Annotated in this window: 18 protein-coding genes; 7 read left to right on the top strand and 11 right to left on the bottom strand. The window is 62.6% G+C overall.

What is annotated here, in order from left to right; all coding sequences use genetic code 11:
- The 3 genes from EQW76_RS20320 to EQW76_RS20310 all read left to right on the top strand — a co-directional run bounded on the left by EQW76_RS20320 (position 1) and on the right by EQW76_RS20310 (position 3,323).
- Positions 1-741, top strand: coding sequence for a helix-turn-helix domain-containing protein (locus EQW76_RS20320; RefSeq protein WP_224128394.1), 741 nt, complete (start codon positions 1-3; stop codon positions 739-741).
- A gap of 16 nt (positions 742-757) precedes the next feature.
- Positions 758-2,674 (top strand): PAS domain-containing sensor histidine kinase, encoded by a 1,917-nt coding sequence (locus EQW76_RS20315; RefSeq protein ID WP_143123122.1) that lies wholly within the window; start codon positions 758-760, stop codon positions 2,672-2,674.
- Positions 2,675-2,768: 94 nt separating this feature from the next.
- Complete coding sequence (locus EQW76_RS20310; protein ID WP_143123121.1) at positions 2,769-3,323, top strand: hypothetical protein; 555 nt, start codon at positions 2,769-2,771, stop codon at positions 3,321-3,323.
- Positions 3,324-3,351: 28 nt separating this feature from the next.
- On the opposite strand, the gene hemN is transcribed toward EQW76_RS20310, so the two are convergent.
- The 4 genes from hemN to EQW76_RS20290 are packed head-to-tail and all read right to left on the bottom strand — an operon-like array spanning position 3,352 to position 7,582.
- The gene (gene hemN, locus EQW76_RS20305; protein WP_143123120.1) at positions 3,352-4,695 is read right to left on the bottom strand and encodes an oxygen-independent coproporphyrinogen III oxidase; all 1,344 of its coding nucleotides are present in this window, start codon (positions 4,693-4,695) and stop codon (positions 3,352-3,354) included.
- A complete protein-coding gene (gene cydX, locus EQW76_RS20300) occupies positions 4,692-4,832 on the bottom strand; it encodes a cytochrome bd-I oxidase subunit CydX (RefSeq protein ID WP_143123119.1) in 141 nt (46 codons plus the stop codon). Before cydX ends, hemN begins: the two co-directional genes overlap by 4 nt.
- Positions 4,833-4,844: 12 nt before the next feature.
- Positions 4,845-5,993: a cytochrome d ubiquinol oxidase subunit II gene (gene cydB / locus EQW76_RS20295; RefSeq protein WP_143123118.1), complete on the bottom strand. Its 1,149-nt coding sequence runs from the start codon at positions 5,991-5,993 to the stop codon at positions 4,845-4,847.
- Positions 5,994-6,016: 23 nt separating this feature from the next.
- Positions 6,017-7,582 carry a cytochrome ubiquinol oxidase subunit I gene (locus EQW76_RS20290; RefSeq protein ID WP_202617192.1) on the bottom strand — a complete coding sequence of 522 codons (1,566 nt, stop codon included), beginning with the start codon at positions 7,580-7,582 and terminating at the stop codon, positions 6,017-6,019.
- A 185-nt stretch (positions 7,583-7,767) separates the two neighbouring features.
- Here EQW76_RS20290 and cydD point away from each other — a divergent pair, with 185 nt between their 5' ends.
- From cydD to EQW76_RS20275, 3 genes are all read left to right on the top strand, one after another.
- Positions 7,768-9,519 carry a thiol reductant ABC exporter subunit CydD gene (gene cydD / locus EQW76_RS20285; protein WP_142830957.1) on the top strand — a complete coding sequence of 584 codons (1,752 nt, stop codon included), beginning with the start codon at positions 7,768-7,770 and terminating at the stop codon, positions 9,517-9,519.
- The gene (gene cydC, locus EQW76_RS20280; protein ID WP_143123116.1) at positions 9,516-11,249 is read left to right on the top strand and encodes a thiol reductant ABC exporter subunit CydC; all 1,734 of its coding nucleotides are present in this window, start codon (positions 9,516-9,518) and stop codon (positions 11,247-11,249) included. The genes cydD and cydC overlap by 4 nt, the downstream gene beginning before the upstream one ends.
- 194 nt (positions 11,250-11,443) lie before the next feature.
- On the top strand, positions 11,444-12,163 hold the full coding sequence (locus EQW76_RS20275; RefSeq protein ID WP_244616991.1) for a hypothetical protein: 720 nt from the start codon (positions 11,444-11,446) through the stop codon (positions 12,161-12,163).
- Positions 12,164-12,281: 118 nt separating this feature from the next.
- Here the strand turns inward: EQW76_RS20275 and EQW76_RS20270 are convergent, their stop codons facing one another.
- The 7 genes from EQW76_RS20270 to EQW76_RS20240 form a co-directional block, all read right to left on the bottom strand.
- On the bottom strand, positions 12,282-13,031 hold the full coding sequence (locus EQW76_RS20270; protein WP_202617187.1) for an SDR family oxidoreductase: 750 nt from the start codon (positions 13,029-13,031) through the stop codon (positions 12,282-12,284).
- A 40-nt stretch (positions 13,032-13,071) separates the two neighbouring features.
- A complete protein-coding gene (locus EQW76_RS20265) occupies positions 13,072-13,410 on the bottom strand; it encodes a hypothetical protein (RefSeq protein WP_143123115.1) in 339 nt (112 codons plus the stop codon).
- 91 nt (positions 13,411-13,501) lie between these two features.
- Positions 13,502-14,599 carry a substrate-binding domain-containing protein gene (locus tag EQW76_RS20260; protein WP_142830960.1) on the bottom strand — a complete coding sequence of 366 codons (1,098 nt, stop codon included), beginning with the start codon at positions 14,597-14,599 and terminating at the stop codon, positions 13,502-13,504.
- 51 nt (positions 14,600-14,650) lie between these two features.
- Entirely contained in the window at positions 14,651-15,691 is a 1,041-nt protein-coding gene (locus EQW76_RS20255; protein ID WP_142830961.1) for an ABC transporter permease, read from the bottom strand.
- A gap of 18 nt (positions 15,692-15,709) precedes the next feature.
- Positions 15,710-17,206 carry a sugar ABC transporter ATP-binding protein gene (locus EQW76_RS20250; protein WP_142830962.1) on the bottom strand — a complete coding sequence of 499 codons (1,497 nt, stop codon included), beginning with the start codon at positions 17,204-17,206 and terminating at the stop codon, positions 15,710-15,712.
- Between the two features lie 111 nt (positions 17,207-17,317).
- Entirely contained in the window at positions 17,318-18,214 is an 897-nt protein-coding gene (locus EQW76_RS20245) for an NAD(P)-dependent oxidoreductase (RefSeq protein WP_143123114.1), read from the bottom strand.
- A gap of 49 nt (positions 18,215-18,263) precedes the next feature.
- Complete coding sequence (locus EQW76_RS20240; protein ID WP_143123113.1) at positions 18,264-19,028, bottom strand: SDR family oxidoreductase; 765 nt, start codon at positions 19,026-19,028, stop codon at positions 18,264-18,266.
- Between the two features lie 133 nt (positions 19,029-19,161).
- Here EQW76_RS20240 and EQW76_RS20235 point away from each other — a divergent pair, with 133 nt between their 5' ends.
- Positions 19,162-20,103, top strand: coding sequence for a 2-hydroxyacid dehydrogenase (locus EQW76_RS20235; protein WP_142830965.1), 942 nt, complete (start codon positions 19,162-19,164; stop codon positions 20,101-20,103).
- Positions 20,104-20,117 lie beyond the last annotated feature (14 nt).

The raw sequence follows: 20,117 nt of genomic DNA, 5'->3' as shown, positions 1-20,117 counted from the left end.
ATGTTTTCGGAAAGTGCTCATCATCTTTCGACCAACGTAGTCCGAATGACGCCGGGCGGCCCCTCGACGCTCTCTTGCGCCTTCCAGTGGCGGCCCCAGGAAATGCTCGATGCCGGCGATGCCCTGTTCTGGGAGGGTGACAAGGCAAGCCACATTTTCGAGGTGACCGAGGGTCTGTTTCGGGTCTGCAAGATCATTGCCGATGGCCGTCGCATCATTACCGGCTTTCTCTTCCCCGGCGACATCATCGGCCTCTCGTTTCGCAATCTCTATCTGTATACGGCAGAGGCCGTGACATCGGCGAGGGTACGCCGCTGCTCGCGGCTCCATTTCCAGCAGGCAATCAACGAGGACGCCGGACTGCAGCCGAAGCTGTTTGCGAAGTTGTGCGAAGAAATGGCGGCAGCGCAGGATCACATGGTTCTGCTCGGTCGGAAATCCGCCGAGGAGCGCCTTTGCAGCTTTTTCCTGATGCTGGCCCGCCGGCACGAGCGCGCTGCAGAGTCCAGAATGACAGTCGACCTGCCCATGAGCCGCCAGGACATAGCCGACTTCCTGGGCCTGACGATCGAGACCGTTTCGCGCAACATCACCAGACTGACGATAGCAGGCGTCATCAGTCCGGTTGGCAGGCACAGCATTGAAGTGAGGTTGAACAGGCTTTCCTTGCTTGCGGGAGATTGCGATGCAGACAATAACAACACACCGGACGACAAGAGACGCCAGTTGGCCAATTGCTGACCGTCGGGATAGAGGCATGATAGACAGTTTCACGGCACATCGCGGTTCCGACGATCTGGGAAAAGGCGAGATCGAGCGCATCCTCGACGGCGCAACCATCATCGTCCACGGACTGGATGGGGTCGTTACCCGCTGGACCGGCGGATGCGAGGAGCTATACGGCTGGAAGCGCGAGGAGGCGCTCGGCCGGCTTGTCCATGAACTGCTGGCGACGGAATTCGCAGTCCCGGCCGACGAGGTGCAACGTGACCTGCTCGCCAACGGCGTGTGGACCGGCGAAGTCAGGCAGAGGCGCAAGGACGGACAGGTGCTTCATGTCGCAAGTCGCTGCGTGATCGCCGTGCGGCAGGGCGACGGCACGCGCGTCATTTTCCAGACTAACAACGACGTTACGGCCCTGCGCCATGCGCAGGGCGAGCTTGCAAGCCGGGAGGTCCATCTCAGCTCCATTCTGGAGACGGTGCCGGAGGCCATGGTGGTCATCGACGACGTCGGGAAGATCACATCTTTCAGCGCCGCTGCCGAGCGCCTTTTCGGCTATGGAGCAGCAGAGATCTGCGGGCGGAACGTTCGCGACCTCATGCCGCAGCCCGATCGCAACGCCCATGACGGATATCTGTCTCACTATATGACCACCGGCGAGCGGCGCATCATCGGCTACGGGCGCGTCGTCACCGGCCAGCGCAAGGACGGAACGCTGTTTCCGATGGAGCTCTCCGTTGGCGAGGCCATTTCGAACGGCGAGCGGATTTTTACCGGGTTCATCCGCGACCTGACCAGCCGGCACCGGATTGAGGAAGAATTGCGCCAGGCGCAGAAGATGGAAGCCGTCGGGCAGCTGACAGGCGGCCTTGCCCACGATTTCAACAATCTGCTGACTGTGATCAGCGGCAATCTCGAAATGCTGGAAGCCAAGCTGCACGACGAGGGGCAGCTGTCGCTGTTGCGCGAGGCGCAGTATGCAGCCGAGGACGGCGCGAAGCTCACGGCGCAACTGCTTGCCTTCGGTCGAAGGCAGCCGTTGCATCCAAAGCCCGCCGACATCGGCAAGCTGGTCGGCAGCTTTTCCGACCTCTTGCGAAGGACGCTCGGCGAAACCGTCGAACTGCGCACCGTCGTCTCCGGGTCTTCCAATCTGGCGCGGGTCGATACATCGCAGCTGCAGAATGCGCTTTTGAACCTGACATTGAACGCCCGGGATGCAATGAGCGAAGGCGGGCGGCTGACGATCGAGATCAGTCGCGTCCGGCTGGATGTAGACTACGTCACACGCTATCCCCATGTTCGCACAGGCGATTACGTGCTGATCTCGGTGGCTGACACCGGCGAGGGAATGCCAGAAGATATCCGCAAGCATGCATTCGAGCCGTTTTTCACGACCAAGGCCATGGGTGCAGGGACGGGTCTCGGCCTTAGCATGGTCTATGGTTTCGCCAAGCAGTCGGGCGGGCATGTAGAGCTTGAGAGTATCGAGGGGTCCGGCACCAATGTGCGGATATTCCTTCCCGTATTGCGCGATGCGCAGCCTCCCGAGATGGCCGTCGCGGCCGAGGTCGGGGATGGCCCGCGCGGCAGCGAACTTATCCTGGTCGCCGAAGACGATCCGCGTGTGCGCCGCATCGTCGTGGCGCGGCTGGAGGAGGCCGGTTACCGGGTTCTGGAGGCTGCAAACGGCCCGGATGCGCTCACCCTGTTCGAAAAGACGCCCGATATCGCACTGATCCTGACCGATATCGCCATGCCGGGTGGCATGACGGGCGACGAGCTGGCGGAGCGCGCGCGCCTGCTGCGGCCCGACGTCAGGATCCTGTTCACCTCCGGCTATGCGTCGCCGCAAATCGCCGAGGGCGAAATGTCGAACGACGCCAGCTGGCTGAAGAAGCCCTACACGGCACGCGAACTTGCGGTGCGACTGCGGGAATTGCTCGACTGATACCGGCGGGGTGCTGGACGGACGTTTTCGGTGCGAATTGACAAAACGTTGACCCCTTTGCGCTAGCCTGCCCGAAACCACGCTGGAGCCGGACATGTCGATGCGCCTTTACCGTTATGCCGTCATGATCGCGTCGCTTGTGTTTCCGGGCCTCGCCGCCGCTGAGACCCAGTGGACGGCGCAACTCAACCAGTGGTCCGTCGGCTTCGACGCCGGAACGGATGCGCCTTACTGTCGGCTTCTCTGGGACAGTCACCTCGGCAAGACCGTGGAATTCCGCGCAAGCCGCGATACGACGCGCTGGCTCGTCTCCAGGGATGGCTGGTCCATCCCCGCAGGAACTAAGACCACCGTCACCATTGTCGATGGCACCCGACGCATCGTCGCGCCTGCCGCCTTTTTCGATGCCAGGACGCTGCAGGTCTGGACCAAGGATGGCAAGACCAGCGACGGTCCCATCAGGCGGCTGGTCACCGATGCGTTTCAGGGCAGGCCCGACGTGCAGCTGACGTTTTCCGGAAATGAGCCGGACTGGACCGTGCCAATGTCGCGCGTGCAGACGCTTTATCCGGAGTTCGTCCAGTGCATGGGCCGCCTGAGCGGCCAAACCCCTCAGACCGCAGAGACAGCGTCAGCCCAGCCATTCTGACGAGAGACCCGCATGCTGTGCCCGGACCTCAGACTGCAAGACTGAAGCGGCTGGTCGTGTCCCATCGGTGGCGGTCGAAGATCGCTGCCGCGACACGAACGACAGCGCGTCCTGCTGCGGTCATTGCCACAACACCCTCCTGCACAACGACCAGTCCGTCGTCGATCATTGGCTGAAGTGCGGTGAATTCGTCCGCGAAATCCTTTCCGCCAGCGACCTTGCCAAGGTCGACGCGAAAATTGCACATCAGGGATTCGATGATTTGCGCCCGTGCCTGGTCATCGGTGTCCATCAGGCAGCCACGGATGCTGGCCAGCTTTTTCTCTCCCACCGTTTGACAATAGCGCGGATTGTCCGCCATGTTCTGGACGTATCCATCCGGAAGCCTCGATATCGCCGAGGCGCCGAAGCCGAGAAGCATCGGGCAGTCGTCATCGGTATAGCCCTGGAAGTTGCGGTGCAGCCGCTGCCCGTGGCACGCGATGGCAAGGCTGTCATCCGGCCTGGCGAAATGGTCGAGCCCGACTGCCTCATAGCCATGCCGCAGGAGTTCCGAGAAGACGGTTGCCGCTTGCTCGATGCGCTCGGCCGAAGTGGGGAGGGCGCTGCCGTCTATCTGGCGCTGGTTGGCCCGGCGGTCCGGCATATGGGCGTAACCATAGCATGCGATGCGATCCGGACGCAGTTCGGCGACTGCCTGACAGGTCCGCGTCAACGAGGATACCGTCTGCTTCGGGAGGCCGTAGATAAGGTCGAAATTCAGTCGGTCGATTCCAGCGGTCCGCAGATGGGCGACGGCGGACTGCACGGTTTCGATCGGCTGGATGCGCCCGATCGCGGCCTGCACCTGCGGGGCGGTGTCCTGGACACCGAGGCTGGCCCTGTTGATGCCCATCGCACGAAGGTCGGCAGCCAGCGCTTGGTCGACATAGCGTGGGTCGAGTTCGATCGCGTGTTCGCCGGCCTTTTCGAATGTGAAGTGGCTGTGCAGGACGTCCAGCACGGATTTCATGCCGGACGCGCCGAGAATGCTCGGTGTGCCGCCGCCCCAGTGCAACCGGACAACACTGGGTCTGCCGCCGAGATGACCGGCGACCGTCTCGATTTCCGTCTCCAGCGCCTGCCTGTAGGCGTCGATGACATCCTCGCGGCGGGTGAGCTTGGTATGGCAGCCGCAATAGAAACAAAGCTCGCGGCAATAGGGGACGTGCAGGTAGACGGATACTCGTTGACCGGCACCCACGCGCCCGAGCCAGCGGGCGTGGTGATCCGGAGTGACGGCCGCTGAAAATTCCGCAGCCGTCGGATAGGATGTGTAGCGCGGCACGGCAAGGGCTGCATAGCGCCGTACGATATCGTCGCCGCTGCTCATTTTACGTCGCGGTCCCGGTCAGGCTTGACGGGGACGAGCGCGAGCTGACGATCCTCGCGCATCTCGAACCACATTGCATTGAGGATCGCGAAGGAACAGGCCAGCCCGACGCCGAGGATCCAGGTGAAATACCACATATCGTTGTCTCCTTAGTAGGCGTTGGGGTTGCGGCCGAGCGAGGCTGTCGTCACCGTGCCACGCATGACGCGGAAGACGAAGCCCGTGTAGATGAGAATGATCGGCAGGAAGATAATCGTGGCGATCAGCATGATGAACAGCGTCAGGTGGCTCGACGATGCATCCCAGACCGTCAGGCTGGCTGCCGGATGGATGGAGCTTGGCAGCAGGAAGGGAAAAAGCGACAGGCCGGCCGTCGAAATGATGCCGATGATGGCGATTGTCGTGCCCAGCAATGCTGTTTTCAAGGCTCCACCGGAAAGGCAGACGAGTGCCAGCAGGGAGCCGAGGAAGCCAAGGGCGGGGGCCGCAATCATCCAGGGATGAGTGCCGTAGTTGCTGAGCCAGCCGCCCGAGACGAGGACGACCGTCTTCGACAGCGGATTGGAAGGGCCAAGCGCATCCTGGACGCTGGATACGACATAGCCATCCATACCAATGCCAACCCAGAGACCGCCCATAGCAAACAGCACAATGCTTGCCAGCGCAGCCGCACGACCATAGAGGCGCGCCCGCTCTGCAACCTGGCCCTCTGTCCTCAGCGTGATGAGCGCTGCGCCATGGGCAACCAGCATGGAGACACTAAGCAGGCCAGCGAGCAGCGCGAAGGGACGCAGCAGCCCGAAGAAGTTGCCGGTGTAGCTGGCGCGCAGGGTTCCGTCGAGGTCGAAGGGGACGCCGAGCAGGACATTGCCTACGGCCACGCCGAAGATCAGCGCCGGCACAAAGCCGCCGATGAACAGAGCCCAGTCCCAGGTTGCCCGCCATGTCGGATCTTTCATCTTGCCGCGGAACTTGAAGGCGACCGGACGCAGGATGAGTGCCAGAAGAATAGCGATCATGGCGAGATAGAAGCCGGAGAAGGAGACGGCATAGAGGGCCGGCCAGGCGGCGAAGATGGCGCCGCCACCCAGCACCAACCAGACCTGGTTGCCTTCCCAGGTCGGGCCGAGAAGGTTGATGACGACGCGCCGCTCTTCGTCCGTGCGAGCAACGAAGGGGAGCAGGGCGCCGACGCCGAGATCGTTGCCGCCCATGATGGCAAAGCCCATCAACAGGATGCCGAGCAGGGCCCACCAGATCATTCGCAGTATTTCATAGTCGAGGGGAATCGTGTTCATCATCGTTCTCTCTGCGCTTGAGGTTAGGCGGCCGCGCTTTTAGGCATCTGAATTGGTTCGGCGGATCCGTCGAGCATGGCGTAGTCCCCGGGGCCGGCCTTGATGGTCTTCAGCATCAGAATGATCATGACGACCAGAAGGGCGGTATAGAGGACCAGGAAGAAGCCGAGGCTGATCAGCATGTCGATCACGCTGAGACCCGAGGCGGCATAGAATGTCGGCAGCACACCCTCGATAGCCCAGGGCTGACGGCCATATTCCGCCACCAGCCAGCCGGATTCGATGGCGAGCCACGGGACCGGCATGCTCCAGAGCGCTATCCTGAGCAGCGTCCTGTTGTTTCCAAGCTTGTGGAGGCTGCTGAGCACAAAAGCGGTGGCGAAGAACACGATCATGTAGAGGCCGAGCGCCACCATGATGCGGAACGTCCAGAACAGCGTGCCGACGTCGGGGATGGTATCGCGGGCGGCCTGGTCGATCTCATCGGGCGTGGCGTTGACGATGTCCTCGCGGTAGCGTTTGAGCAGCAGGGCATAGCCGAGATCCGGCCAGTTCTTGGCAAAGGCTGCCCGTGCGGCCTGGTCCTTCGGATCCTTGCGGATCGCGTCGAGATCGGCGGACGCCAGCAGGCCGTTGCGGATACGCTCTTTGGCATGGTCGACCAGCGGCAGGATGCCCTGGACTTCGGTATTGAGGCTACGCGTCGTCATGAGCCCCAGCACCCAGGGGATCTTGACCTCGAAGCGGTTGCCGTCCTTGCCGGGTATCGCGAACAGGGTGAGGCCGGCCGGTGCAGGCTCGGTGTGCCACATCGCCTCGATGGCGGCGATCTTCATCTTCTGGTGTTCTGTGGCGACATAGCCGCTTTCGTCACCGAGCACGACGACCGATAAGGCCGAGGCGATGCCGAAGCTGGCGGCGACGGCCATGGAGCGCTTGGCAAGGTCGAGGTGGCGGCCGCGCAGCATGAACCAGGCGCTGACAGCCATGACGAACATGGCCCCCGTGGTATAGCCGGCACTGACGGTATGAACGAATTTTGCCTGTGCCACCGGATTGAACAGCACGGCGGCGAAATCGGACACTTCCATGCGCATCGTGTCTGGATTGAAGGTGGAGCCGACCGGGTTCTGCATCCAGCCGTTGGCGATCAGGATCCACAGGGCCGAGAAATTGGCGCCGAGCGCGACCAGCCAGGTGACGACCAGATGGCCGGCCTTCGGCAGACGGTCCCAGCCGAAGAAGAAGAGGCCGATAAAGGTTGCCTCCAGGAAGAAGGCCATCAGCCCCTCGATGGCAAGCGGCGCACCGAAGACGTCGCCGACATAATGGCTGTAATAGCTCCAGTTCATGCCGAACTGGAACTCCATGACTATGCCTGTCGCGACGCCCATTGCAAAGTTGATGCCGAACAGGGTGCCCCAGAAGAGCGTCATGCGCCGCCAGACTTCACGGCCGGTCATCACGTAGACGCTTTCCATGATCGCCATGAGGAAGGACAGTCCCAGCGTCAGCGGGACAAAGAGAAAATGGTAAAGTGCGGTCGCCGCAAATTGCAGGCGTGCCAAATCCACAACGGTGAAGTCGATCATGCGCGCGTTCCTATCAGTGTGCCGGCCGGATGCCGGGCCTGCAGGTTGCTACGCCCAGCCCCGAGGACACGCATTGATTTATGTCAATGCCTCCCCCCCGGCGGCTCGGGCACTGACTGTGACAGTGAAAACGGCATGGCCTTCGCAGGATAGAGAGCCTGCTGCGGCGGTTGAGGGCAGCGATGACGGCAGAACACGGTATCAATCAAAGACAGTGGTTATCCCGGCTTCAGCGGCATGGCGGCAAGGCCATGGTGGTTGCCTGTGCCCTGCCGATGTTATCCGGGATGCTGCTGGTGGGGCAGGCCCTGCTGCTTTCCGAGATCCTCGGTCGGGTCATCGTGTCGCGGCAGTCTGTCACGGAGGTGCTTCCGGCTGTCGGCTTGTTCATCGGCATCTTCATCGCGCGGATCGGGCTGGGGCTCGGCGCCGAGAGCGCCGGTATCGTCGCCGCCGAACGTATCAAGCTGTATCTGCGCCGACTGCTGCATCGCCACATCTTCGATCAGCGGCCGGACTGGATGGCGCTGCGCTCCTCGGGTGCACTCAGTTCCGCAGTCATCGACCAGACGGATGCGCTGGATGGCTATTTCGCCCGATTTGTCCCGGCGATGATCCAGGCGGCTGTGCTGCCCATCGTCTTTGCCATGGCCGTCATGCCGGTCGACTGGATCGTGGCACTGTTGTTCCTGCTGACTGCGCCGCTCATTCCCATCTTCATGGCACTGGTCGGATGGGGCGCGCAGGCAGCCACCGATGCCCAGGCGCAGGCGATGTCCCGCCTGTCCGGCTTCTTCGCCGACCGTTTGCGCGGTATCGTGACGCTCAAACTGTTCGGCCGGGCCGAGAGTGAGACGACGAAGGTGCTGGATGCTAGCCATGACCTGCGGCTGCGGACCTTGCGCGTGCTGCGCATCGCGTTCCTTTCGTCGGCTGTGCTGGAATTCTTTGCGGCGCTCGGCGTCGCAGGCGTCGCCCTCTATGTCGGCCTCAGCTATCTCGGCTTCGTCCATATCAGGGTGTCGCCTTTTACGCTGCAGGCAGGTTTGTTCTGTCTGCTGATGGCGCCCGAGGTCTATCAGCCGCTGCGGCTGCTCGCTGCCCACTATCACGACCGGCAATCCGCCAAGGCGGCCATCGTCGAGATCGCCGCGCTGTTTGGCGATCTCCCGGAAAACGGCGTCGAAACATCCAGCCGGCCGGCCTCGATGCCGCTGACGGGAGGGGCGATCGCTGTTGCCGCTTCCCATCTCGGGCTTGCCACCCCGGACGGCGGGCGGCGGCTGCTTGAAAATGCCACCCTGTCCCTTGCTGCCGGCAGCCATGCGGCGCTCCTCGGCGAGAGCGGCATCGGAAAGTCGACGTTACTGGAAGCCATTGTCGGGCTCAGGGCCTTCGAGGGACGCATCTGTCTTGAAGGACATGAGCTACAGTCTATTGACCCCGCCGGGCTGCGCAATGCGGTGGCCTTCCTTGGCCAGCGGCCTATGCTGTTTGCGGGGACAATCGCCGATAACATTCGTTTCGGCGCGCGACTGGCAAGCGAAAGCGATCTTTCCCGCGCGGCAGAACTCGCGGGCGTCCTTGGATTCACCAACGCCCTGCCCGACGGGCTCAATACGGCAATCGGCGCGGGCGGGCGGGGCGTGTCCGGCGGCGAGGCGCAGCGGATCGCTCTGGCAAGGATTTTCCTGCGCGACCCCGGCCTGATTGTTCTCGACGAGCCGACGGCGCATCTCGACCGCGAAACCGAGAGCCGCGTTCTCGATGCGCTGCAGGTCTTTGCACGCGGTCGAACCCTGCTGGTCGCCACCCATTCGCTCGCCGTGGCCGAGCGCTTCTTCCATGTATTCCGCGTCGCCGGCGGCGATATCGTGCCGGTCGTAAAGCCAAGGCCGAAGGTATTGCTCGCGTTCGAGGAGAATGCCGCATGATAGCCCTCATGTCCTTCCTGCCGCTGTTTCGCACCCGGGCACTGCGGTTCGGCCTCGCCTTCGGCCTTGGTGCGCTGACGCTCGTTGCCGGCATGGCACTGCTTGGCGTTTCCGGATGGTTCCTGACTGCGGCTGCCCTGACGACCGCAGCTGCGAGTTTCAACCTGTTCGGGCCGTCGTCGCTGATCCGCGGCTTTTCATTGATCCGCATCGGCGCCCGCTATGGAGAAAAGCTCGTCGGTCACGATGCAACGCTGTGGCTGCTTGCCGATCTCCGGGGTTGGCTGTTTTCGCGGCTGATACCCCGTATGCCGCTCAAGGACACCGGTATCAGCCACGGCGACCTCGTCAGCCGGCTGACGGCCGACATCGATACGCTCGACACGGCGTTTCTGGTGGCCATTGGCCCGATGCTGACGGCGCTGGTGCTCGGGGCGACGATGAGTGCGATCCTCGGCTGGTACATACCCGCGGGGGCAGTGGTCTATGCGGTGACGCTTGCAACTGCGACCCTGGCGGTGCCCGCCGTCCTCGTTGGAGCGACGCTGGCGCAGGGGCGGTCCGTGATCGCGGCATCGGCTGCAGTCCGCAGCGCCGCCCTGCAAAGCATGGACGGGCTGGCGGACTTCATCGTCTTCGACCAGATCGCCATGGCAGAGAAGCAGTTCGACGATGCCGCGAACGCCGTGGGATCGGCGCGGCGGCGTCTCGCGTTACGGGGAAGCATTGCCAGCGCCATGGTCCAGCTTCTGGCCGGCACGGCGCTGGTCGGCGTGCTGTGGTTCGGCATCCAGAGCTTTCAGCGTGGCGATATCGGCGGCCCGCTGCTGGTCGGTCTGCTGCTGGCGACGCTTGCAAGCTTCGAGGCGACCGGTGCAATCGTTCGCAGCGTCTCGCGCCTGAGCTCCTCTATTGCTGCGGCCGAACAGATACGGGCAGTCGCCGACAGCCCGCCTGCGGTGGTTGATCCCGGGCGACCGGTGGCAATGCCGGAAGGCAACGACATCGCCTTCCACCGCGTGCGTTTCGGGCATCATGCCGACAGGACGATCCTGGTGGATGTCAGTTTTAAGGTCGCCACAGGGTCCCGCGTCGTGATCCTCGGTGCCAGCGGCTCCGGCAAGTCGACGTTGATGGCGCTGCTGCTTCGCCTCTTCGATCCGCAGGCTGGCACGATCACACTCGGCGATGTCGATCTTCGTTGGCTGAGGCAGGACGAACTGCATCGGCGCATCGCGCTTCTGACCCAGGATACGCAAGTCTTCATGGGAAGCCTGCGAGACAATCTGCTGATGGGCGATCCCGGCGCAAGCAGCGAGCGTCTCTGGCACATGCTCGACGCGGTCCGCCTCGGCGACGTCGTCCGGCGGCTGCCAGACCAGCTGGATGGCTATGTCGGCGAAAAGGGCTGGACACTGTCCGCCGGACAGGCGCGTCGCCTGTGTCTTGCGCGCGCGCTTCTCTCGAAAGCTCAAATCCTCGTTTTGGACGAACCGACGTCCAATCTCGATCCGGAGACAGAGCGCGCGTTTTTCGAGGATCTCTGCAATCTGGCGACAGGAAAAACGGTCATCCTTGCCACGCACGCAAAGCCGCCGTCGGGCGTCTTCGACCAGTGCTACGTTATGACGGCCGGAAAGCTGGCGGTATCTGGGGCAACCGCCACAGAGGAGCCGCGAGGGCCAAGTGTTGAGAACGTCCCACTCTGGAGCGTTCCGAAGGACTGTTAATGCTGAGTTCACCATGATCGACTGAAGCGCTCTCAGGTCCATAAGAGAGTGAAACATTAGTAATGCATAACACGTTTACATTGTGACGGATCGATAGCACCCGCTATCAGTCCGTTTCAACAGGAAGCGCGCGCTCCTCGACCTAGTCCCGCCAGTGACATCAGTCACGGGCTAAACCAACGAGGATGATAATCATGCAGAATCTCAGAAAGAGCATTTCGCTTGCCGTTCTTCTATCTGCGGCAACTGTGGTATCCGTACAGGCCCAACAGGGCGGCTCCAACCGCGGAGGCCTTGGCCTCGGCGGCGGGGTATCACTCGGCGGAGGTCGTGGACTGGGCGTCGGCGTGGGCGCTTCCGTCGGCGGCATTAATGCCGGCGTCGGTGCGAACGTCGGCGGCTCCACCGGTGTGAATGCCGGTGTCGGCGCAAATGTAGGCGGTTCCAATGGTGTTAATGCCGGAGCCGGAGCATCGATCGGTGGTGCGCAAGGCGTGAACGCGGGAGCAACTGCCTCGATTGGTGGGTCAAGCGGTGTCAATGCTGGTGTCGGTGCGTCGGTTGGAGGCGGCAATGGCGTCAGCGCGGGTGTCGGAGCGTCAATTGGTGGATCCGGCGGCGGCGGCAATGGATCCACTGGCGGCGGCGGCAACGGATCCACCGGCGGTGGCAGCACCGGATCCATCGGCGGCGGCAACACCAGCGGGACTGGTCTTGGATCTGGCAACAATGCAGGTGTAGGCTCGGGTCTGGGCGGTCGGGCGGCAACCCGACGCGCTGCTATCGCGTACCAGGGGATGTCGCCCACTCAGCAGAAGCTCGTCCTCACCCGCTGCAAGACCTTCGGAGCCGGAAATGCCGATCCCGGTCTGGCTGCTCTCTGCAAGCTCCTGAAGCAAATCGCCGCGCGCTAGGTCTCCCGAGATTACCAACCTAAAACACGATGGCGCCCTGTGTGAAAACATGGCGCCATCTTTTTTGCTGGCAGTCGTATCCCGTCACCATCGACCCAGGTGCGGAGGGTTCCGAGCCTTATCCCCGCCCTATGAACGGCATGCTCGAGGCCATGATGGTGATGAACTGGACGTTGGCGTCGAGGCTCATTTTCGCCATATTGAGGACGGTGGCACCCACGGTTGCGACGTCCATGGTGGGTTCGACAGCAATCGTGCCATCCGCCTGTGGCACGCCCTTGGCCATGCGCGTCGTCATATCCGTGGCGGCGTTGCCGATATCGATCTGCGAGGCAACGATGTTGTGGATGCGCCCGTCGAGGCTGATCGATTTGGTGAGGCCGGTCACAGCGTGCTTGGAGGCCGTATAGGGTGCTGAGCCTGGCCGCGGCGTGTGGGCCGAGATCGAGCCGTTGTTGATGATGCGTCCGCCCCGTGGCGTCTGGTCGCGCATCATGCGGTAGGCCCGGTTGGCACAGAGAAACATTCCGTTGATGTTGACGGAAATGACGGCTTGCCATTGCTCGAACGTCACGTCGCCGAAATTCGTCGTGGGCGCACCCACGCCGGCATTGTTGAACAGCACGTCCAGCCGCCCTGCCTTAGCCTCCAGTTCGGCAAAGAGCGCGTCGACCGACGCCGGGTCGGTGACATCTGTCGGAACGATCAACGGTATGCCCGCCATGGCCAGAGAGGCTGTTTCTTCCAGCGGCTCCGCACGGCGACCGGCGAGCGCAACGACGTAGCCATCCCCCAGGAGCGCCAGCGCTACCGCTCTTCCGATCCCTGAACCTGCGCCCGTGACAACTGCAACCCGGCCATCCATCATGCTTTCATCCTGTAAACGATGCGGTATGTGTCATGTTAGCTCAAAGGCCCGCTGGCGCATAATCGTTTGCGGTAAACAGGTGGTGGTGTACCCGGCCTGTGAACATCTTCAGAAGTTCGCCACTGACCTCGCGGCTTTGGTAGCGGACATCCGAGCGAAGTGCGGCATCAACGGCATCCATGTCGGGGTAGCGAACTGCAAGGGCCATTGCATAGACCGGCGCCCCTTCATCGCGATCGAAGCCATCGAGGACGCGAACTTCCTTGGCGCCCGGGAACTGCGTCCAGAGCGGCACCAGTTTTTCTTTCACGAACGCACGGAATTCGGCCTCCTTGCCGGCATGGATTTCGCCTTCGAACAAAGCATATCGAACGATCATCGACTTTTCCAAATTGGTTGATGTGAGGGCGCGGCTCCGTCTGTGCCCGGAGCGCGGGGCGCAGGCATCGGCCGCGCCCCGCATGGCGACGTTATTTGCCCCAGATTGCCTTGTAGTGATCCCGATAGCCGTTGTCGGGATCGAAGCTGTTCTTCGGGCCTCCGTCGAATTCGACATTGGCTGTCGTGACCACATGCAGCGGCGAAACATAGCCGGACCATGCGACCCCGGCGAAGGCGCGGTTTAGTTCGTCGACCAGTTGCCATCCCTGCAGGGTGAGCGGCTCGGCCACCGTGACTGCCTGGTATTGCTTGGCGCGAATGCGCTGGTAGGCGCTTTCCGAGCCGTCGCCGGCGGCGACATTCACCGGCTTGCCGTCTCCCTCGATGCCGGCCGATGCCAGCGAGGGACCCATGAAGTCGAAATAAAGGTCATTGATCGCCAGCGAATGCGTCCACTTCTCCCCGTATTTCTGCAGCAGCGATGTCGTCAGCTGCGGCATGCGTTGCGAGGTTTCGGCGATCGGCGTATCGACATATTCGAGCACGGTGCCGCCGAGGCTCTCGATTTCCTTCTTCATCCGGTCGGCCTTGGCGATGGCAATCGCATAGGTGCTGTCCGTGAAGATGACGACGCCGGGCTTGCCGCCTGCATCGACGAATGCCCAGTCGGCCGCAGCCTTGGAGACCTCCATGGCGTCGGTGGTGACATTGGCGAACACGCCGACTTCCGGGACGGGACCGACATTCGATGCCGCATGCCAGGAAACCATCGGAATGCCGGCAGCCTTTGCCTGCTCCATCGCCGGCTTCTGCTCGATAGCGTCGAAACCGTCGATGATGATGCCATCCGGCTTCAGCGCCATCGCCTGGCCGAAGGCTGCCGTCCGGCCGCCGATCGAGCCGGCGCCGTCGAGCGCGGTCACTTTCCAGCCGAGCGATCCTGCCGCCTCCTGGACGCCGTTGACGACGCCGAGAATGCCGCCGTTCTTCATGTCGCCGGCAAGGATGACGATCGACTTGCCGGCTGCGCCCTTGGGCCCGGTGGTCGGGCCATCCCATGCACTCGCCTTGGATGCATATTTGTCGACGACCGCTTTCGCATCGGACATAGGGTCGGCAAGCGCCGGCAGGCTGGTCATCAGGGCAAGCGCTGCGACCGTCGCCTGCAACATCGTTCTACGCTTCATGTTCACTCCTCCATTTTGGTTTTGATGTACCGGTGTTGATCCCGGCGTAGTCTACTTGGGCGCGGGCGTGATCCTCCTCACGGCGCCGCGCTTGCGCTGGGCGTAACCGGCTATGCCGATGGCAATAAGCAGGGTGACCCCGTTGAAGAGCGGCTCGATGAAGAAGGAGCCGCCGAATTGCTGGATGCCGGAAATCCCGACCGCCAGGATGATGACGCCGATGAGCGTCCCCCAGACGTTGACGCGTCCGGGCTTGATCGTCGTCGAGCCGAGGAAGGCGCCGACGAGGGCCGGCAGCAGATATTCGAGCCCGACGCTCGCCTGGCCGATGCGCAGCTTCGAGGCCAGAAGTACGCCGGTGAGCGCCGCCAACAGTCCCGACGTCACGAAGGCACCGATCACGAACTTGCGCACCGGAATGCCATTGAGGGCTGCGGCCTTCGGGTTGGCACCGATTGCGTAGAGATATCGCCCGACCGGCAGGTATTCGAGCACGACCCACATGCAGATGGCGATGCCGAGGACGTAAAAGCCAGTGATCGGCAGGCCGAACAGCATCGTTCCGTTCAGTGCATAAAAGCCGTGCGGCAGGACGCCGACAACCTGGCGGCCGCCGGTGTGCCAAAGCGCCAGCGCGTAGAGGACGGTGCCTGTTCCGAGCGTCGCGATAAAGCTGTCGATCTTGGCGACCTCCACCAGCAGTCCGTTCAGGAAGCCCGTGATGGTGCCGAGCGCCAGCACGATGAGGACGGCCACTGGCCAGGGAAGGCCGTAGGCGGTCTGCAGACTGATGGCAAGGATGTGCCAGAGCACGATGCCGTAACCGACGGTCAGGTCTATGCGGCCCGACGCCATCGGGATCATCGCGGCCAGCGACAGCAGCGCGATGATCGCCTTGTCCGACACGATGGAGCGAACGTTGAGAAGTGTCGGGAAAGTCGCCGGCAGCAGCAGCGAGAACAGCAGGATCAGCACGACGGTCAGGATTACCAGTCCGTAGACGGGGATAAGCCGGCCGATCTTCTGGCTGGTCGACAATCCCGCCATTTCGCCCTTAGTCGGCTCCAGCGCGGTTGATTCAATGGATTGCATGGCTTTCCTCCTGAATGTTCATGCGGCTTCGGACGCGGACGCAGCTGTGATGACCGCTTCCGTCGTCAGCGCATTGCCGGCCAGTTCGCTGACGATCCTGCCGCGCGAAAAGACAAGGGCTCTGTGGCAGATGTGGGCGATTTCCTCGAAATCGGTGGAAACGACGACGACGGCAAGCCCGGCATCCAGCGCCTGGGTGATAAGGCGGTAGATATCGGCACGGGCGCCGACATCGACACCCGCGGTCGGATCCTCGGCAACCAGCAACTTACGCCCGGTCGCCAGCCAGCGGGCGACGACGACCTTCTGCTGATTGCCGCCGGATAGAGCTTCGACAGGCAAGTCGGGATCGTTGGGTCGCAGGCCGACGGAACGACCGATGGCCGAGGCAAGATCGGCTTCGCGTCGGGGGGAGAGAAAGGACCGCAATCCCCGGCCGGATGCACCGGGATTGAGGTAGGTGTTTTCGCGCACCGATAACGGCATGGCGACCGATTCCTCCGTCCGGTCGCGGGCGATCAGGCCGATTCCGGATGCCATGGCGCTTCGGGGGCTCGACAGGTCGGGTGTCTGGTCATGCAGCAGCACGCTGCCGGCAAAACCCTCGCAGCCAAACAGCGCGCGGCCGATCAACTCCTGTCCGGCGCCCCGCAATCCCACCAGCCCGAGCAATTCGCCCTCACGGATATCGAAAGAGACCGGGCTGGTGCCGGCGCAGGCGAGGTCGCGGACCTTGACGATCGCCTTGCCGGCGACGGCCGGCTTTTTGGCAAACAGGTCGTGATTGGCGCGGCCGATGATCATCGTTACGAGCTCGTCGGGCGTCGTGTCGGCGACAGCCTTCTGGCCGACCATCTTGCCATCTCGAAGGACGGCGACGCGGTCGGCAATGCGGAAAATCTCGTCCAGCCGGTGCGAGACGTAGATCATCCCGACGCCGCGCTCCTTGAGGGGCCTGATGGCGTCGAACAGCCGCTCGACCTCGTCTGCCGGCAGGCTTGCCGTGGGTTCGTCGAGCACAAGGACGTCGGCTTCGACGGCAAGGGCGCGGGCAATCGCCACGAGGGACTTCTCCGTCCTGCTGAGGGACGAGACCCGGGTCGTCGGATCGAAGTGGCAGCCCACCAGTTTCAGCGCATCCTCGGCGCGCGCCTGCGTCCGCTTCCAGTCGATCACGCCGCGACGCATGGAGAACCCTTGCGCCAGGCCCATGTTCTCGCCGACCGTCATCCACTCGATCAAGCCGAGATCCTGGTGGATGAAGGCGACCGGCTGGCGTTGGTTGGGCCGCGACGGACGGTGATGATAGCTTTCGCCACGAAAGAGGATGTCGCCGGTATCGGGCTTGTAGATGCCGGCGAGCGTCTTGATCAGCGTCGACTTGCCGGCGCCGTTTTCGCCCAGCAGGGCCAGGATCTCGCCTTCGCGCAAATCGAAGGAGACGTCACAGAGCGCTTGGGTTCCGCCAAACGTCTTGGTGATCGTCTGGAACTCCAGTAGTTTTTTCGCTTCCACCGATGCTCCTCCCAAAGCCACGCGTATGCAGAGTTTTATGTTATCGATAACATCGATAGCCGGTCAAGCGAAAATCCGTTCTCGACGGAAAACGTCCTGCGGCGTGGAAATTTACGGTGCGGCGGAGAAGCCGTCGAGCAGGCGGATCATCTCTGCGGAGTCGCGGCTGCCGAGACCGGCGGCACACAGCAGCCGGTGAATCTCCACCACAGCGCCCGTCATCGGAAGGGGTATTTTCGTCTTCAGTGCGAAGGCCTGCAGCGAATCCAGGTCTTTCAACATATTGTCGATCCGCCCGGTCGGCGAGAAATCCCGCTGGGCAAACTTGCCCATGAATTCCTGCAGAATGCGGCTGTCCGCCCTGCCGCCTGCCAACGCCGCAGGGATTGCCGCCGGATCGACTCCGCCGGCTTCGGCGAGCTTCACAGCCTCCGCGACGGCCTGGAAAAGCACTGCGCAGAAGAGCTGGTTAATGAGCTTCGTTGTCTGGCCGGCTCCTGATCCGCCCATCAGCGTATAGTTGGCAGCCAGATGCTGCATGACGACGCGGGCCCGCTCGAAATCGGTCTCGCTGCCGCCCGCCATGATCGTCAGCCGTCCCGATAGCGCGCCCGGCACCCCCCCGGACAGCGGGCAGTCCACCCAGCCCATGCCTGTCTCATCTCGCAGTCGGGTTGCTATCGAGGTCGTCTCGGCGGGGTCGATGGACGACATGTCGATCACCAGTTTGTCGGCACTGGCGGCAGCAGCCACGCCGTCCTCGCCGAACACGACGGACCGCACGATGTCGGCGTGGTTGAGGCTGAGAATGCAGAATGCGCTCGTCTCGACGGCGGCCCGGACAGACTTTGCGGGAGTTGCGCCCTTGTCTGCGAGGGCCGCGACTTTATCAGGATTGAGATCGAAAGCAGATGTCGCATGGCCCGTCTCGAGCAGGCGGGTGGCGATCGCCGTTCCCATGATGCCGGCGCCGATCACTGCAACGCTTGCCCTGTCACTATCCATCATGTCCTCCTTTGCAATCCAACGTCGTTGCCTCTACAGGCGATACCTCACCTCAAAGGCAAGTGGTGATGCCGCCATCGACATAGAGCGTGTGGCCGTTGACGAAGGAAGAGCTTTTGCCGGACAGGAACACGGCAGCGCCGATCAGTTCCTCGACATCGCCCCAGCGTCCGGCCGGCGTGCGCTTTTCGAGCCACGATGTGAACTCCGGATTGTCGACCAGCGCCTGGTTCAGCGGTGTCTTGAAGTAGCCGGGGGCAATGGCGTTGATCTGCAGGCCGTGCTTTGCCCAGTCGGCGCACATCCCTCTCGTCAGGTTGCGCACGGCGCCCTTGGTTGCGGTGTAGGGCGCGATATCGGGCCTTGCCAGCTCGCTCTGGACCGAAGCGATGTTGATGATCTTGCCCTCTTTGCGCGCGATCATGCCCTTGGCGACCGCCTGGCCCACGTAGAAGACGCTGGAAATGTTTGTTGCCAGCAAAAGCTCCCACTTGTCGGCCGGAAACTCTTCCAGTGGCGAGCGAAACTGCATCCCGGCGTTGTTGATGAGGATGTCGATGGCGCCGATGCCCGCCTCGATTTCCGCAACGCCCTGATCCGTCGCATCCTTTTTGGTGACGTCGAAGACGGATGCATGGGCAACAAAGCCCTTTGCCCTCAGAGTTTCGACGGCGGCAGCCACTGCCGATGAAGTCCGGCCGTTGATCACCACCTCCGCGCCATAGCTCGCGAGGCCCTCGGCCAGGGCGTATCCGATGCCTTGGCTGGACCCGGTAATCAGCGCGCGCCGGCCGGTCAGATCGAACAGGTTCCTCATCTCGTCTCCTTCAATTCTTGCGGTCATCTGGAAATGTTTAGCATCGACAGGGCAGAAATCATCCCTTGACATGACCAACCGAACTATATGTTATCGATAACATAATCAATCGACAATTCACGGGAGACAAGACATGCCGAAGGCAGATATCCTGATGACCGGCGTGTATCCGGATTGGGACATGACGGCGCTGGAGGAAAATTATGTCGTCCATCGGCTGTGGGAGGCCGAAGACAGGCAGGCCCTGCTGAAGGCTGTCGGCAAGGACATTCGTGCCATCGCCACCAAGGGCGAGCTTGGCGCCTCCGCCGAACTCATGGCGGCGTTGCCGAACCTCGAGATCGTGTCGTGCTACGGCGTCGGCACCGACGCCATCGATCTTTCCTATGCCCGCGACCGCGGCATTCGCGTCACCAATACGCCCGATGTTCTCACCGATGACGTCGCCGATATTGCCATTGGATTGCTGCTGGCCGCAGCCAGGCGCATCGCGCAAGCAGATGTGTTCGTGCGCGCCGGAGACTGGCGCAACGGCGCGATGCCTTTGGTGACGCGGGTGTCGGGCAAGAAGCTCGGTCTCGTCGGCATGGGGCGCATCGGCCAGGCCATCGCCCGGCGCGGCGCGGCCTTCGGCTGCGATATCGCATACTTTTCCCGCAACCAGCGCCCGGACGTTGCCTTCGCGTTCGAACCGGACCTGATCGCGCTGGCGAAATGGGCCGATTTCCTGGTGGTCATCGTTCCCGGTGGGGAGGCTACCCGAAATCTGGTCGATGGCGCGGTGCTGGCAGCCCTCGGAGCTCAAGGGATACTTGTTAATGTCTCAAGGGGTTCCACCGTCGATGAGGCGGCCTTGATTGCTGCCTTGCAGGAAAAAACCATCCAGGCCGCGGGCCTCGATGTGTTCTGGAACGAGCCCAACATCGACGCGCGTTTCATGACGCTCGACAATATCGTCCTGCATCCGCATCATGGGTCCGGGACGGTGGAAACGCGGCAGGCGATGGGCCAACTCGTTCGCGACAATCTCGCGGCGCATTTCTCCGGCGCAACACTGCTCACCCCGGTTGTTTGAGGCCTACTCCATTG

The sequence above is a fragment of the Rhizobium sp. rho-13.1 genome (assembly GCF_007000305.1).
GTDB lineage: Bacteria > Pseudomonadota > Alphaproteobacteria > Rhizobiales > Rhizobiaceae > Rhizobium > Rhizobium rhododendri.
Note: the sequence above shows the minus strand (reverse complement) of the source record. Positions and strands in the feature narration are given on the sequence as shown.

Excerpts from the sequence above, each read along its gene's own strand:
- EQW76_RS20240 (WP_143123113.1), bottom strand. The coding sequence starts at position 19,028 with ATGAGGAACCTGTTCGATCTGACCGGCCGGCGCGCGCTGATTACCGGG.
- EQW76_RS20260 (WP_142830960.1), bottom strand. The coding sequence starts at position 14,599 with ATGAAGCGTAGAACGATGTTGCAGGCGACGGTCGCAGCGCTTGCCCTG.
- cydC (WP_143123116.1), top strand. The coding sequence starts at position 9,516 with ATGATAGCCCTCATGTCCTTCCTGCCGCTGTTTCGCACCCGGGCACTG.
- cydX (WP_143123119.1), bottom strand. The coding sequence starts at position 4,832 with ATGTGGTATTTCACCTGGATCCTCGGCGTCGGGCTGGCCTGTTCCTTC.
- EQW76_RS20320 (WP_224128394.1), top strand. The coding sequence starts at position 1 with ATGTTTTCGGAAAGTGCTCATCATCTTTCGACCAACGTAGTCCGAATG.
- EQW76_RS20235 (WP_142830965.1), top strand. The coding sequence starts at position 19,162 with ATGCCGAAGGCAGATATCCTGATGACCGGCGTGTATCCGGATTGGGAC.
- EQW76_RS20265 (WP_143123115.1), bottom strand. The coding sequence starts at position 13,410 with ATGATCGTTCGATATGCTTTGTTCGAAGGCGAAATCCATGCCGGCAAG.
- EQW76_RS20275 (WP_244616991.1), top strand. The coding sequence starts at position 11,444 with ATGCAGAATCTCAGAAAGAGCATTTCGCTTGCCGTTCTTCTATCTGCG.
- EQW76_RS20315 (WP_143123122.1), top strand. The coding sequence starts at position 758 with ATGATAGACAGTTTCACGGCACATCGCGGTTCCGACGATCTGGGAAAA.
- cydD (WP_142830957.1), top strand. The coding sequence starts at position 7,768 with ATGACGGCAGAACACGGTATCAATCAAAGACAGTGGTTATCCCGGCTT.
- cydB (WP_143123118.1), bottom strand. The coding sequence starts at position 5,993 with ATGAACACGATTCCCCTCGACTATGAAATACTGCGAATGATCTGGTGG.
- EQW76_RS20310 (WP_143123121.1), top strand. The coding sequence starts at position 2,769 with ATGTCGATGCGCCTTTACCGTTATGCCGTCATGATCGCGTCGCTTGTG.
- EQW76_RS20270 (WP_202617187.1), bottom strand. The coding sequence starts at position 13,031 with ATGATGGATGGCCGGGTTGCAGTTGTCACGGGCGCAGGTTCAGGGATC.
- hemN (WP_143123120.1), bottom strand. The coding sequence starts at position 4,695 with ATGAGCAGCGGCGACGATATCGTACGGCGCTATGCAGCCCTTGCCGTG.
- EQW76_RS20255 (WP_142830961.1), bottom strand. The coding sequence starts at position 15,691 with ATGCAATCCATTGAATCAACCGCGCTGGAGCCGACTAAGGGCGAAATG.
- EQW76_RS20245 (WP_143123114.1), bottom strand. The coding sequence starts at position 18,214 with ATGATGGATAGTGACAGGGCAAGCGTTGCAGTGATCGGCGCCGGCATC.